Raw genomic sequence first — 13,702 nt, 5'->3', positions numbered from 1 at the left:
ACTCCCTTCGTCCCCGCCCGGCTGGAGTGCCCGTGTCCCTCGTCCTGTCCCGTCCGCGTCCGCACCGGCAGCGGGAACCCGCGCCGTCGAACGCCCCGACGAGTCGCAGGTACCGCAGCGGGGCCCCGTACCTGCTGGCCGCGCTCTTCTTCGCGGCCTACGCCGCGCTGTCCGTCACCAAGCACCTCCAGCTCCGCTCCACCGGCTACGACCTGGGCATCTTCGAGCAGGCCGTGCGGGCCTACAGCGAACTGCGCGCCCCCGTCTCGGAACTGAAGGGTGCGGGCGACAACCTGCTGGGCGACCACTTCCACCCGATCCTGGTCACCCTCGCCCCGTTCTACCGGCTCTTCCCGTCCCCGCTGACCCTGCTCATCGCCCAGGCCGCGCTCTTCGCGGTCTCCGTCGTGCCGGTGACCCGGCTGGCGATCCGCACCACCACACCCCTGCTCGGCGCCGGGATCGGCCTCGCCTACGGGCTGTCCTGGGGACTGCAGAAGGCTGTTGCCTTCGACTTCCACGAAATCGCCTTCGCGGTCCCGCTGCTGGCCTTCTGCCTGGAACGCCTGGCACGACGGCAGTGGCGCGCCGCCACCGCGTACGCGCTCCCGCTGGTCCTGGTCAAGGAGGATCTGCCGCTGACCGTGGTCGCGATCGGCCTGTACATCCTGCTGAACGGCCGCCGCAGGCTGGGGGCGGGGGTGGTGTGCTTCGGGATCCTGTCGGGGCTGCTGATCGTGCTGGTCCTCATCCCGGCCCTCAACCCCCATGGCCGGTACGACTACTTCGGCTCCGCCTCCCCGGACGCGGACGGCCCGCTCGCGCGGCTGCTGCTTCCGCAGGTGAAGGGCGAGACGCTGATCGCCCTGTTCGCCCCGACCGCGTTCCTGGCGCTGCGCTCGCCGCTGGTCCTGCTCGTGCTCCCCACGCTGGCCTGGCGGTTCTGGTCGACCAACCCGGCCTTCTGGGGGCAGGAGTTCCACTACAGCGCGGTCCTGATGCCGATCGTCTTCCTGGCCTTCGCGGACGCGCTGGGCAGGCTGCGCGAGCGCCGGCTGGTGCAGCCGCGGTTGATCGGGAACGCGGTCGCGGTGAGTGTGGCCGTGAGCCTCCTGACGGCCCCGGGCCTGCCGTTGAGCGATCTGACCGGCCCCGCCTGGAAGCCCAGCCCGTGGGCCGCCCCGGCCCGGGAGGTGATGGCCGCCGTCCCCGACGGCGCGCGGATCGCCGTCATCAACTTCCTGGCACCCCAGCTCACCGACCGTGCCACCGTCTACCGGTTCCCGACGGCCCTGGACAGCGGGACCAGGCCCGAGTGGCTGCTGGTCAGCGACCCTGCGCACGGCGGCATCCCCGTCTTCGCCTGGGAGATCTCCCGCCTGCCCCAACTGCCGTCGCTGGGCTACCGCCTGGTCAAGGAGTGCAGCGGCATCCAGCTCTACCGGCTCGCCGACGCCGCCGGACCGGGCCGGTCGGGGCTGGGCACGTGACCGTTGGTCAGGGGCGGGTGTGCACGCCGATGCCGCCGGAGACGGTGAGGTTGTCGCCGGTGATGTAGCCGGCGGCAGTGCGGACGCGAAGGTCCGCGCAGTGATCGCGACGGCCTTCGCCTGCCTGGACGCCGCGTCGATGACCTGGGTCGACCAGGACGGCCAGGGCGACATCATGGACCTGTACGACGAGTGCCTCGCTGCCGTGCGCGGCTGCTGAGGCGTCGAGCCGGTCGGCGGGAGTGGCCGGCGGCGGGTTCGTCCTGGTCGACGAACCCGCCGCCGATGAGCATCGGAGCGGTCGGAGCGGTCGGAGCGGTCGGAGCAGTCGGCGCGGGTTGAGCGGTCAGAGCGGGTTGAGGCGGGCCCTGAGCAGGCAGAACTCATTGCCCTCGGGGTCGACCAGGACGTGCCACTGCTCGTCCCCGGTCTGGCCGATCTCGGCCGGGCGCGCACCGAGCGCCAGGAGGCGTTCGAGCTCGGCGTCCTGGTCGCGGTCGGTGGGGTTGACGTCGATGTGCAGCCGGGACTTCCCCTTCTCCGGCTCGTCCCTGCGGCTGAGGAAGATCGTCGGCTGCGGACCGCCGAACCCTTCGCGCGGGCCGATCTCCATGGAGCCGTCGTCCTCGCGACCGAGGACGACGAAGTCCAGGACCTCGCACCAGAACCGCGCCAGCACCTCGGGTTCGCGGCAACCGAGGACGAGCTCACCGATACGACACGCCATGGAGAAACCTGCTCTCAGCCTGGGAACTGCCGGGCGCACCAACGCGAACTCGCAGGCTCCCCGACACTGAAGACAATCCCTCGACCGTACCGAACGAGGCGAGCACGGGTGAAGCGATTTTCCGGACCGCCCGCCGGAGCGGTGACTCCGCCCGCCGTCGGAGCGGCCGGCCCGCACCTGCGATGGCACGGCGGCCCGGTCGGCAGACGCTATAAGGGTTCCGTGATCTTCCACATCGCTGCTCCGGCCGACTGGGCCGCCATGCCGCCACCGCCCGTGCTGGACGTCGTGCGTGACGACGACGGGCGGCCCCTGCACCTGGTGCCGCGCGCCTGATGCCCTGAAGGAGTGACAGGAGGCCGACGGGCGCCATCGCTCGTCCGAGTGATCACGCGAGTCGGCGTCGTCCGGTCGCGATCGCCGTTCCCTCGAAGAGACCCGAAGAGAGAAGACCCCGCAATGACCGTCGAGGACACGGTCCTCACGTGCCCGGTCCGGCACGACGAGGCCTTGGAGCCCGATCCCTTCCTGGCCCGGATGCGGGAGGAAGCACCTGTCGCGCGAGTCCGGATGCCGTACGGCGAAGGTGTGTGCTGGCTGGTCACCCGCTACGCGGACGTGCAGTTCGTGACCTCCGACCGGCGCTTCAGCCGTGCGGCACTGGTGGGCAGGGACTTCCCGCGGATCACCCCGGCTCCCATCGCCCAGCCCGAGGCCATCAACCTCATGGACCCGCCGCAGCTCAACCGGGTGCGCAAGCTCGCCATCAAGGCGTTCACCACCCGGCAGGTGGAGGCGTTGCGGCCCTGGACCCAGCAGGCGGTGGACGGGCTGCTGGACGCGATGACCGATGCCGCCGCGCCCGATGTCGTCGCGCACCTCGCCGAGCGGATCCCGCTGATGACGATCTGCCAGCTCATGGACGTGCCGGAAGCGGACCGTCCCCAACTGCGGCAGTGGGCGACGGCGATGATGTCGATGCGTCCGGCCGACCGGGTCGGCGCCGTCGACGCGAAGGCGAGCCTGCGGGCCTACTTCAGCGAGCTGACGCAGGAACGGCGACGCGCCCCGGGCAGTGACCTGATCAGCGCCCTGGCCACGGCGCGGGTGGGCGAGGACATGCTCGCGGACGGCGAACTCGCCGTCCTCGCCATGCTGCTGGTCGTCACCGGGCACGACACCACGACGTACGACATCGGCAACGTCGTCTACACCCTGCTGACCCACCCGGCCCAGTTGGACCAGTTGCGTGCCGGTCCGGACCTCCTGCCGCAGGCGCTGGAGGAGCTGCTGCGGTTCATTCCGTTCCGCCAGAGTGTCGGCATCCCCCGGGTGGCGCTGGAGGACGTCGAAGTCGGCGGAACGCTCATCAAGGCCGGCGACACCGTGCACGTCTCCTACCTGACGGCCAACCGTGACGGGCTGGTCTACGACCGCGCCGACGAGCTGGACTTCGACCGGCGTGAGCCGGTGGCCCACATGGCCTTCGGGTACGGCAGCCACCACTGCCTGGGCTCCCACCTCGCCCGCATGGTGCTCCAGCTCTCCGTCGGAACGCTCCTGCGCCGCCTCCCGGGACTGCGGCTGGCCGTCCCCGCCGACCAGGTGCGGTGGAACACCGTGTCGATCTGGCGCCACCCCCTCGCACTGCCTGTCACCTGGTAAGGAACCCGAACGACATGGCCACTCTCTGCCGGCCCGCCATCAGCCTCCCCGAGCACGTGATCACCTTAGAAGAGACCCTGGAGCTGGCACGCAGCCTGCATGCCGGTCACCCCCAACTCGACCTCGCACTCCGGCTCATCTCCCGCACCGGTGTCGCGACCCGGCACCTGGTGCAGCCGATCGACGCCACCCTGAAGCACCCCGGCTTCACCGCTCGCAACGCGGTCTACGAGTCCGAGGCGAAGGCCCGGGTCCCCTCGACGGTGCGCCGGGCCCTGGCTCACGCCGAACTCGGGCCCGAGGACATCGACATGATCATCTATGTGTCGTGCACCGGCTTCATGATGCCCTCCCTCACCGCCTGGCTCATCAACACCATGGGGTTCAGGCCGCAGACCCGGCAGCTTCCGATCGCGCAGCTGGGCTGCGCCGCCGGCGGCGCAGCCGTCAACCGCGCCCACGACTTCTGCACCGCCTACCCGGAGTCGAACGTCCTCATCGTGGCCTGCGAGTTCTGCTCGCTGTGCTACCAGCCCGACGACCTCGCCGTGGGCAACCTGCTCTCGAACGGCCTCTTCGGCGACGCCGTCGCCGCGGTGGTGGTCCGCGCGGACGGAGGCACCGGGGTACGGCTGGAACACAACGGCTCCCACCTCGTCCCGCACACCGAGGAATGGATCTCCTACGCGGTCCGCGACACCGGCTTCCACTTCATGCTCGACAAGCGCGTTCCCCACTCGATGGAACACCTCGCGCCGGCCATGAACGCGATCGGCGCCTCCCACGGATGGGACGTCTCCGCACTGGACTTCTACCTCGTCCATGCAGGCGGCCCCCGCATTCTCGACGACCTGTCCACCCACCTCCGGCTGCCCGCCACGGTGTTCCGCTACAGCAGGGCCACCCTCACCGAACGGGGGAACATCGCCAGCGCGGTCATCTTCGACGCCCTGGACCGGCTCTTCGACGACGGCGGAGCCACGCCCGCCGCGCGCGGCGTCATCGCGGGCTTCGGCCCCGGCATCACGGCCGAGGTCACCCTCGGCAGCTGGACCGGCACCCAGCCCACCGGGCACGACCGGACACCCCGCCGCGAGCCCGCACTCCTGTCGGCGGGCCTCTTCTGAGGGTGCACGGTCTGCGCCGATCGGTGCGGCAGGAGCTCGCGCGGACGGCCCGTCAGGTCAGGTGAAGCGCGAGCTGCGCACCGGGCCCGAGGAGCGGATCCGGTCGCGCGGGCCGCTCGCCCACGACCCGGCGGCGCGGGCGGCGAAGGCGGCCAGGACGTCGTCCGGGTCGGCCGGGGTCTGCCCGTCACCGTCGCCTGGGACCGGCTCGGCCGTCAGGATCGCCTCGGCCAGCTCCTCGGCCGAGCGTTCGTCGGGCTCCGAGCGCTGCGCCTCGCCGTCCCCGGTGATCTGCAGGCCCGGCTCCCAGGGCGCGCTGACGCTCTGCACCAGCAGGGTGGAGACATCGGCGGTCACGCCGGGGGTCTCGGTCCAGCAGGTGGCGTGCTCGTAGAGGAGTTCGTCCGCCGCCCGCTCGCGCAGGTCGGCCACCACGACGGGGTCGCACGCGTTCAGGTCGTAGGCGACCACCAGCGCGCCGCGGCTGCCCGGCTGGTGCGGGGCGGCCGGGATGTCGAACAGGCGGGCCGCAGCCAGGCCGAGGGCCTGGCTGCCCCGGTCCGGCAGCAGGCCGATGGACGCGGGCTTGCGACCGGTGGCCTCCAGCACGGTCCGCAGCCGCTCCAGGCCGTACCGGCAGGAGTCGAAGTCGTCCTGCAGATAGGCCCAGCGACCCGTCATGCCCTGGCTGAAACCGTACGGCGAGAGCGTGGTGAGCAGCCCGCCGGTCAGCACGTAGTGCCAGCCGCGCAGGTCGTGCTCGTCGGCCGGCGGGAGGGCGGCGGCCCGTTCGAGCATCCGCTCGACACGCTGGCCGGGCTCCACCCAGACTCCCTCGGGCGCACAGAGAGCGTCGAACACCTCGCGGGCGAGGGCGATCCGGCCGCTCATCAGGGCGTTGTAGACCGTCAGGTAGCGGTCCGGCCAGTCGCCCAGCAGGGCATCGTGCTCGCGCAGCACGGCCAGGGCCTCGGCGTGCCGTTCGCCGCGCTCCAGCGACGTCACCAGCTCCAGCACCACCTGGCGAGGGGGGACCGTCGGGTCGGGCTGCTGCTTGGACTTGCGACGGAACAGCCCGGTGCGCTGTGGTGCAGGCGCTGCGGGCGGCGCCAGGGTCAGCCGCAGCGCCTCCCGCATGGCGGGCACGGCCAGGGCGGGGACGCCGCGCTCGATGCAGGCGTAGCCGAACCGGTAGAGCCGGTCGGCCTCCCCGGGCCGGGCGACCAGTGCTGTCGAGGCCTCGGCGAGGTCCGTGAAACCGGCGCCCGCGGCCAACCTGGCCACCAGTGGAGCGATTTCGGCGGACGTGTGCTCGTCGGCGGCGAGCCGCAGCGTCCGCATCGACCCTTGCGGGTCGCCGGACTCGAAGAGCGCCAGGGCCTTGGACAGTTCGGTGGTCATGTGTCTCCGGTGATCGGGGGAGGTCGGTTCCTGAGCATGATCGCCGGTGCCCCGGCGACGGGGCAAACCGGTTTTGCCGGGAGCGCCGGTTGATCGGGGACCGGGGCGCCGCCCAGGAGGCAGATCCTGTCGTAACTGTTATGGTTACTTCAAGGAGGTGATGCAGCGCATGGGCGCCAACAGCAGACTGACGATCGCCGTACACGCTCTGACCTGGATCGGGCTCTACCAGCGCCGTGGCCACGAGGTCGCGACCTCGGAGCAGATCGCCACGAGCGTCAACACGAATCCCGTGGTGATCCGTCGTCTGCTGGCCGAACTGCGCAAGGCCGGTCTGGCCGATTCGCGCAGGGGTGCCGGTGCCGGCTGGACGCTGTCGCGGGACCTTTCGGCGATCACTCTGCTCGATGTCTACGAGGCGGTGGAGTCGGGGCCGATCTTCGCCCTGCACCGGTCCGTGCCGGACCCCGAGTGCGTCGTGGGCCACGGCATCGCACCCGCGATGACCGCCGTCTACGACGGGATCGAAGCCACGCTCCGCAGCGAACTGGCCCGAACCACCCTCGAAGACGTGCTGCGGGACGTACTGAGAACCGCCTAGCCCGACCGCTGCACTCCCCGGCCGCGGGGTCCTTCCTGCGGTCATAAATGTAACCAACATGGTTACGTCAAGGATCGGAGAATCCCATGGGACAGCTGGACAGCAAGACCGCCCTGGTGACCGGAGCCTCCACCGGCATCGGTCTGGCCATCGCCCGCCGGTTCGCCGCCGAAGGAGCGACCGTCTACCTGACCGGCCGCCGCAAGGCCGAACTGGACGCAGCCGTCGAGCAGATCGGCGACCGCGCCATCGGCATCCAGAGCGACGCGTCGAAGCTCGACGACCTCGACCGGCTCTTCGCCGAGATCGCCGAGCGCAGCGGCCGTCTCGACATCGTCGTCGCCAACGCCGGCCTCGGGGGCTTCGCCCCGCTCGGCGCGATCACCGAAGAGGAGTACGACCGGACCGCCTCCACCAACTTCAAGGGCACCGTCTTCACCGTCCAGAAGGCGCTCCCGCTGCTGTCGCCCGGAGCCTCGGTGATCCTGCTCTCCTCCAGCGCGGCCCTGCGCGGCGTCCCGGGCCTGGGCGTCTACGCCGCCACCAAGGCCGCGATCCGCAGCCTCGCCCGCACCTGGGCCGCTGAACTCGCCGGCCGCGGCATCCGCGTCAACGCCCTCACGCCTGGCCCTGTCGCCACCCCCGGCGGCGACGAGGTGCGGGCCGCGTTCCCGCAGAGCGATCAGGCCGCAGCACCCGGGGAGTCCACCGGACCGACCCCGCTCGGCCGCATCGGCCACCCCGACGAGGTCGCCGCCACCGCCCTCTACCTGGCCGGGGACCAGAGTTCCTTCACCACCGGCGCGGAACTGCTCGTCGACGGCGGCGCCACCCAGCTGTAGGCGGAGGGAGTGGGCGTCGCGGCGCCCTACGAGCACGTCGCCGACCTCTGAGCGGACCCGGAAGATCACGCGCCAGCCGTTCTTGTCGAAGGTCACCGTCCAGAGGTCGGCGAACGTGCCCAGTTCCTTGTAGCGGCCGGCGGCTGAGCCCCTCTCGGGAACCGTTCCAGCCCGTAGGGCGTTATCGCCGACGCAGACCGATGCACGCGCGAGGGCGCTGGAGGAGGAATTCATGGGCGTGGTCCTGACAAGGGGCGGCAACGTGTCCCTGGGCGAGGTGGCGCCCGGTCTGGGCACCGTGTTCGTGGGGTTGGGGTGGACCGCCCTCGACGGGTGCGAGCTCGATGCCAGCGCGCTGCTCTGCGACCAGGCGGGCAGGGCCAGCGACCAGAACTTCGTCTTCTTCAACAACCGGCGCAGCCCGGACGGTTCGGTGCGCCACCTCGGTGCTGCCCCGGCCGGGTCGGTGGACCGGGAGCAGATCGAGGTCGAGCTGGGTGCCGTCTCCGGCGAGGTGGAGAAGATCGCCTTCGCGGTCGCCATCTATGAGGCGGCGCAGCGTCGGCAGACCTTCGGTCAGGTCCGCAGCGCCCACATCCGGCTGACCGACCCTGCCACCGGCGCGGAGCTCGCCCGCTACGAGCTGCCGCAGGCGGGCTCCGGTGAGAGCGCGATGGTCTTCGGCGAGCTCTACCGCCACCGCGGCGGGTGGAAGTTCCGCGCGGTCGGCCAGGGCTACGCCTCGGGGCTGGCCGGGATCGCGGCCGACTTCGGCGTGCGGGTCCTCCAGCCGGCCGCCGCGCCGAGCACCCCTGCCCCGGCGCCCGCCGCGCCCGCGCCTGCCCCGGCGCCCGCGTACGTGCCTGCGCCCGCGCCCGCTCCGGTCCACGCGTCCGCCGCGGTGGCCTGCTTCTTCGATCCCGTGCACGGCGCCGGCAGCACGCGCGTCGTCTGGTCGCCGCAGTGGGGCGCCGCGCGCGAGGTCCACGCGTGCGGAGCCTGCGCGCAGCGGGTGCTGACCACGGCGCCGCCCTTCTACACCCCGCCCCAGCCGGTCGCAGCCGTCCACCCCCAGCCCGTCTACTCCCAGCCGGTCCAGCCCGCCTACCCGCAGCCCGTGCAGCCCGCCTACCCGCAGTCGGTCCAGCCCGGGTATCCGCCCGCCGGCGGCCACCCCCACCAGACCGGCCCGGACCAGGGCCGCCGGTTCGGCACCGGCGCACTGATCGGCGCGGGCGCGGCCGGCATCCTCGGCGGCATCCTGCTGGACGAGGCGCTGAGCGATGACGAGCCCGACGTGGTGGTCAACAACTACTACGAGGACGACGGCTTCTTCTAAGCGGAGCCGGCACAAGGCTCCGACGCGGCTTGAGGGTGCGCAGGAAGCGCTTGCTGTCGGGCAAGGCGGCCTCCGCCCAACTCGACTACTGTGGCTCGACATGATCGAATCCGAGATCGAGATCAGCGAGGATCTGGTCCGCGACCTGCTTCGGGAACAGCATCCGGACCTGGCCGGGCTGCCCATCCGCGAAGTGGCGGGCGGCTGGGGCAACCAGATGTGGCGCCTCGGGAACGAGTTGGCCGTCCGGATGCAGCGGATGGACAAGACCCCCGATCTGCAACTCAAGGAGCGCCGGTGGCTGCCGACGCTGGCGCCGCACCTGCCGCTGCCGATTCCTGTCCCGCTACGGGACGGTGCGCCGTCCGAGCGCTTTCCCAAGATCTGGACCGTGATGACATGGGTTGACGGCACGCCGCTGGACCACGGCTCGATCACGTGCGGCGACCACGCGGCCGAGACGCTGGCGGGCTTCCTCAGGGCGCTGCACGTGGAGGCGCCCGCCGATGCACCGACCGCTTCGGACTTCGGCGCTCACCCCGAGCACTGCACGGACGGCTTCGAGCACTTCTTCCAGGCCGCTGCCCCTGCCGACCTCGCCGCCGAGATCCGTGCGGTCTGGGGAGAAGCGGTGGCGGCCCCGGGGTGGGAGGGCCCACCGGTGTGGGTGCACGGCGACCTGCATCCCGCGAACGTCGTCGTCGCGGACGGGACACTGGCAGGTGTCGTCGACTTCGGCGCACTCTTCGCCGGTGACCCCGCGTGGGACCTCGCGGCCGCCTGGCTGCTGCTCCCTGCGGGCGGCGCCGCACGGTTCTTCGACAGCTACGCGCAGGCGGACGAGGCGGCGGTGCGACGGGCGCGCGGGCTGGCCGCGATGAAGAGCCTGTTCCTGATGTCGATGGGCTGGGCCGGGGACCGTGGCCTGCCCGGCGGCAAGTCGAACTGGGGACCCGCAGGCCGGTCCGCACTTGATCGTGTCCTGGCGGGCCCTTGACGTCGGCCTGGATCGACCGGGCCTGCTCACCCGTCAGGTGACGACCAAGCGCTGCCTGCCGTCGATGAGTTCGCGCACGGCGTCCAGATGGCCGGCGTGGGTGGCGGTCTCGGTGATCACGTGCAGGACGACCTCGCGCAGGTTGTCGTACCGCCAGTCGCCGAAGAACTCCGGCCACCAGCCCGGGGCCGCGTCCAGGTCGGCGCCGGTCAGGAAGGCGTCCGCGAGCTCGCATTCCCGGCGATAGAGGGCGAAGACCTCCTTGGCCGTCTTCTCCGGGGCGGGCTGCCACGCGTTCTCCTCGGACCCGAGGATCTCCTCGATCGCCGGCTTCTCCCCAGCCGCGACCGCGCGGAACCAGAACTTCTCGTCGTCCAGGGCAAGATGGTGCACCAGTCCGAGGCACGTCCAGCCGGACGGCAGCACCGGGCGCCGCAGCGCCTCCTCGTCCAGTCCCTCCAGGATGCTCAGGACATGCGTGCGCTTGCTGTTCAGGACGCCGAGCAGCGTGGTCAGTTCCGTGTCAGCCATGGGCCGGAACGTATCCTGCCGCACTGACACTGAGGACAGACGCAGCCCTCGGTCCGGTCCCGCGCCCCCGGACCGGCTCGGCTCAGGCCGGTGCGTCCATCAGGGCGGTGACATAGGCGTCCAGCCGCTCCTCCACGACTCGCGTCGTCAGCTCGGTCCTCCCTGCCTCCCGCCATGGCTGCGCCACCAACCGCACCTCCTCGGAGAACACCAGCCCGCTCCGCACCCGCCAGTACCGCCGCTCGTCCGCGGTCGCGGCCAGCACGCCGCCGGCCTCCTCGTACGCCGCGGCGAACCGCAGGCCCCACGCCGGGCCGTGCAGCAGTGCGAGGTTGGTGGAGCAGTGCGCCACATCGAGATCGGCCGGGCCCCAGGAGGTCTGTGCCCAGTCGACGACGCCGGTGATCCGGGCGGCTGCCGGGCTTGGCGGCGCCACGTCGAACAGCACGTTGCCGGGCTGGAAGTCCCGGTGCAGGAACCGTCCTGCACAGGGCGGTGCGGGCTCGCGGATCACCTCGATCGCCCCGGCCCATGCCACCGCATCGGCGCCGCTCGGCGTCACGACGGTGTCGGCGGTCGTCCGCGCCACGTACCGCCGGGGCCGCACGGCGGGTCGCAACGCGTGGATCGCCACGAGTTGACGGGCCAGCAACGGGACGCGCGTCTCCACTCCCTGATCGTCGAGGACGGTCCGGCCCGTCAGGTGGGTCATCAGGAGCGACGGGTACTCGCAGTGCGCGGCGGTCGGATCGGCCGCGACCAGCCCGGGTGCCGGCACGCCGGTGTCCGTGAGCAGGGTCAGGGCGCCGGCCTCCCTGGTCAGCCAGTCCTCGGCGTGCTCCACGGAGAACGGGTCGACGAAGGTCCGCAGCACCAGGTCACGGGTGCCTCCGTCCCGCGTGCCGATGGTCAGCCGCCGCATTTCGGCAGTGATGCCGCCGTGCAGCGCTTCGGTTCTGACGACCCGTTCGCCGGCCTCCAGGTGCCGGTTCACCCAAGCCAGCGTCAACGGTCGGACAGCCGCCGCCTCATCGTGGTTGGTCACCGTGCCACCTCATCATCCGGACGGCAGTACGCGCGACCGCTTTGCCGGGGGAGCGGTGCGCGACCCTACGGTGACCGCGGCGCCCCCCGGCTGGTGGATCAGCAGCGCGCAGGCCGGGCAGGTGGCGGCGTCGGTGACGACGATCCACCGTCAGGTCGGACCGGCGCGGTCGGTGAAGTGCGGCAGCACCATCGCGACCAGGGCGTCGACGTCGGCATCGACCATCGGTGCGCCGGTCATGCCCATCCGGTGGAGCAGGGTGCCGACGACGACGTCGATGAAGAACAGGACCCTGTCCGTCGGCTCGTCGAGCGCGTCCTGGAGGGCGAGGCGGTAGGGGTCCTGCAACCGTGTCGAGAGGATCTCGCGCAGGGCCGGGTCGCTGACGGCGTCGCTGAACACGCCCGCGAACGCGTCACCCACCCCGGGCTCGCCGATCGTCGCTGCGATCCAGCGGATGGTCGACTCCATGAGCTCGGCCTGGTCGGCGCCCTCCTTCAGCGGCACCGGGCCGAACGCGTCGAGGAGGCAGTCCACGATCAGTGCGCCCTTCGACGGCCAGCGGCGGTAGACCGTCGTCTTCGCGATGCCGGCCGCGGCGGCGATCCGCTCGACCGTGGCGCGCGCGTAGCCGAGTTCGCGGACCGTGCTCAGCGTGGCGCTGAAGACCTCGGCGTCGACGCCGGTGCGCGGGCGTCCCGGCGGCCGGGCGGAAGAAGCAGGCGTTCGGGTCATTCCCTCAGCATAGCTAGTTCCGCTACCTTAGGTATCGATACCTGAGGTAGCGAAACCATGCGGGTGAAAACCATGAGGGTGAAATCCGCGCGGGTGAAGGGGAAGACATGAACGGGGACAGCACCACACGGCAGCCGTCGGCGGGCAGCAGCGGGTTGCGGCAGCAGGCGTTGGGGGGCGAGCCGGACTGGCCGGCGATGACCGCCGAGGAACTGGCCGCCTACAGCGCGAGGGAGAACCACCGGCGGGCCTCGCCCGCGATGCGGGCGATCACCGGGATGCCGGATCCCGGCGCCGCGATCGACTGGCAGGTGCTGGCGCTGCCCGGCCGCCGTCTGCCGGTCCGGGTCCACCGGCCGGTGCGCGCACCCGGCGCCGGTGGCGACGGCCGGGCGACGGCCCTGCCCCTCGTGCTCCACGTCCACGGCGGCGGGTTCGTGGGGACGGCGGTGCAGAGCGACTGGGTCAACAGCCGTCTCGCCGCCAGGCTGCCGGCTCTCGTCGTCTCGGTCGAGCACCGCCTGCTCGCCCCGGGCACTGCGTTGTCGGCCGCCGCCGACGACGGCTGGGACGCGCTCGACCACCTGGTGCGACACGCCGCCGACTGGGGCATCGACCCGGCGCGCATCGCCGTCTTCGGCGAGAGCTGCGGCGGGTTGATCACCGCCCTGGCCGCCATCCGCGCCGAACGGGCCGGCCTGCGGCTGCGCGCGCAGGTGCTGGTCAACCCCCTCACCGACGTGACCGGGACGATGTTCGACCACCCCTCGGTCACCCGGCATGCCGACAGCCCGACCTTGACCCTGCCCCAACTGCGGCTGCTCGAACGGCTCGCCGTCCCCGCTGGAACCGATCCGCGTGCGCTGTCGCCGCTGTACGCCGGCGATCTCAGCGGGCTCGCCCCGGCGCTGGTGGTGGTGCCGACCCACGACCCGTTGGCCGATCACGGCCGCCGCTACGCCGAGCGCCTGCGCGGCGCCGGGACGCCCGCGCGGCTGACCGAGTACCCCGAGGCCACGCACGCCTTCCTCAGCATGCCGGCGGTGGTGCCGCAGGCCGAGGTGGCCCGGGCGGAGATCACCGGGTTCCTCCGCGACGCCCTCGCGCTCCCCGGTGGCCACTGACCACGTGCGTGCGACAGGCGGGCCGCGGCGCCCGCGGGCGAGCCGTGGCCCGGACCGGGCTCCCGCTCGTGCCGCCCT

The 13,702-nt window shown here is 71.9% G+C and carries 13 protein-coding genes; 8 read left to right on the top strand and 5 right to left on the bottom strand.

Annotated elements, in window-relative coordinates; genetic code table 11:
* Positions 1–32 precede the first annotated feature (32 nt).
* On the top strand, positions 33–1,490 hold the full coding sequence (locus OG294_RS02395) for a DUF2079 domain-containing protein (protein ID WP_327064686.1): 1,458 nt from the start codon (positions 33–35) through the stop codon (positions 1,488–1,490).
* A gap of 346 nt (positions 1,491–1,836) precedes the next feature.
* Here the strand turns inward: OG294_RS02395 and OG294_RS02390 are convergent, their stop codons facing one another.
* Positions 1,837–2,217: a VOC family protein gene (locus OG294_RS02390; RefSeq protein ID WP_327064685.1), complete on the bottom strand. Its 381-nt coding sequence runs from the start codon at positions 2,215–2,217 to the stop codon at positions 1,837–1,839.
* Between the two features lie 459 nt (positions 2,218–2,676).
* Here OG294_RS02390 and OG294_RS02385 point away from each other — a divergent pair, with 459 nt between their 5' ends.
* Positions 2,677–3,882, top strand: coding sequence for a cytochrome P450 (locus OG294_RS02385; RefSeq protein ID WP_327064684.1), 1,206 nt, complete (start codon positions 2,677–2,679; stop codon positions 3,880–3,882).
* A gap of 14 nt (positions 3,883–3,896) precedes the next feature.
* Positions 3,897–5,009 carry a type III polyketide synthase gene (locus OG294_RS02380; RefSeq protein WP_327064683.1) on the top strand — a complete coding sequence of 371 codons (1,113 nt, stop codon included), beginning with the start codon at positions 3,897–3,899 and terminating at the stop codon, positions 5,007–5,009.
* Between the two features lie 57 nt (positions 5,010–5,066).
* Here the strand turns inward: OG294_RS02380 and OG294_RS02375 are convergent, their stop codons facing one another.
* A complete protein-coding gene (locus OG294_RS02375) occupies positions 5,067–6,410 on the bottom strand; it encodes a hypothetical protein (RefSeq protein WP_327064682.1) in 1,344 nt (447 codons plus the stop codon).
* A gap of 169 nt (positions 6,411–6,579) precedes the next feature.
* Between OG294_RS02375 and OG294_RS02370 the strand changes: the two genes are divergently transcribed.
* The 4 genes from OG294_RS02370 (at position 6,580) to OG294_RS02355 (ending at position 10,189) form a co-directional block, all read left to right on the top strand.
* Positions 6,580–7,011, top strand: coding sequence for an Rrf2 family transcriptional regulator (locus OG294_RS02370; protein ID WP_327064681.1), 432 nt, complete (start codon positions 6,580–6,582; stop codon positions 7,009–7,011).
* A gap of 86 nt (positions 7,012–7,097) precedes the next feature.
* Entirely contained in the window at positions 7,098–7,853 is a 756-nt protein-coding gene (locus tag OG294_RS02365; protein ID WP_327064680.1) for an SDR family NAD(P)-dependent oxidoreductase, read from the top strand.
* A 232-nt stretch (positions 7,854–8,085) separates the two neighbouring features.
* Positions 8,086–9,192, top strand: coding sequence for a TerD family protein (locus tag OG294_RS02360; RefSeq protein WP_327064679.1), 1,107 nt, complete (start codon positions 8,086–8,088; stop codon positions 9,190–9,192).
* A 100-nt stretch (positions 9,193–9,292) separates the two neighbouring features.
* Positions 9,293–10,189, top strand: coding sequence for an aminoglycoside phosphotransferase family protein (locus OG294_RS02355; protein ID WP_327064678.1), 897 nt, complete (start codon positions 9,293–9,295; stop codon positions 10,187–10,189).
* A gap of 33 nt (positions 10,190–10,222) precedes the next feature.
* Here OG294_RS02355 and OG294_RS02350 read toward each other — a convergent pair whose 3' ends face one another.
* The 3 genes from OG294_RS02350 to OG294_RS02340 form a co-directional block, all read right to left on the bottom strand.
* Positions 10,223–10,720: a DinB family protein gene (locus tag OG294_RS02350; protein WP_327064677.1), complete on the bottom strand. Its 498-nt coding sequence runs from the start codon at positions 10,718–10,720 to the stop codon at positions 10,223–10,225.
* A gap of 82 nt (positions 10,721–10,802) precedes the next feature.
* On the bottom strand, positions 10,803–11,765 hold the full coding sequence (locus OG294_RS02345; protein WP_327064676.1) for a phosphotransferase family protein: 963 nt from the start codon (positions 11,763–11,765) through the stop codon (positions 10,803–10,805).
* A 150-nt stretch (positions 11,766–11,915) separates the two neighbouring features.
* On the bottom strand, positions 11,916–12,500 hold the full coding sequence (locus tag OG294_RS02340) for a TetR/AcrR family transcriptional regulator (RefSeq protein WP_327064675.1): 585 nt from the start codon (positions 12,498–12,500) through the stop codon (positions 11,916–11,918).
* 197 nt (positions 12,501–12,697) lie between these two features.
* On the opposite strand from OG294_RS02340, the gene OG294_RS02335 reads away from it, so the two are divergent.
* Entirely contained in the window at positions 12,698–13,624 is a 927-nt protein-coding gene (locus tag OG294_RS02335) for an alpha/beta hydrolase (protein ID WP_327071420.1), read from the top strand.
* The last annotated feature ends 78 nt before the right edge of the window (positions 13,625–13,702 follow it).

The sequence above is a fragment of the Kitasatospora sp. NBC_01302 genome, assembly GCF_035976515.1.
Lineage (GTDB): Bacteria > Actinomycetota > Actinomycetes > Streptomycetales > Streptomycetaceae > Kitasatospora.
The sequence above is the reverse complement of the archived record's forward strand: the minus strand, read 5'-3'. Positions and strand labels throughout refer to the sequence as shown.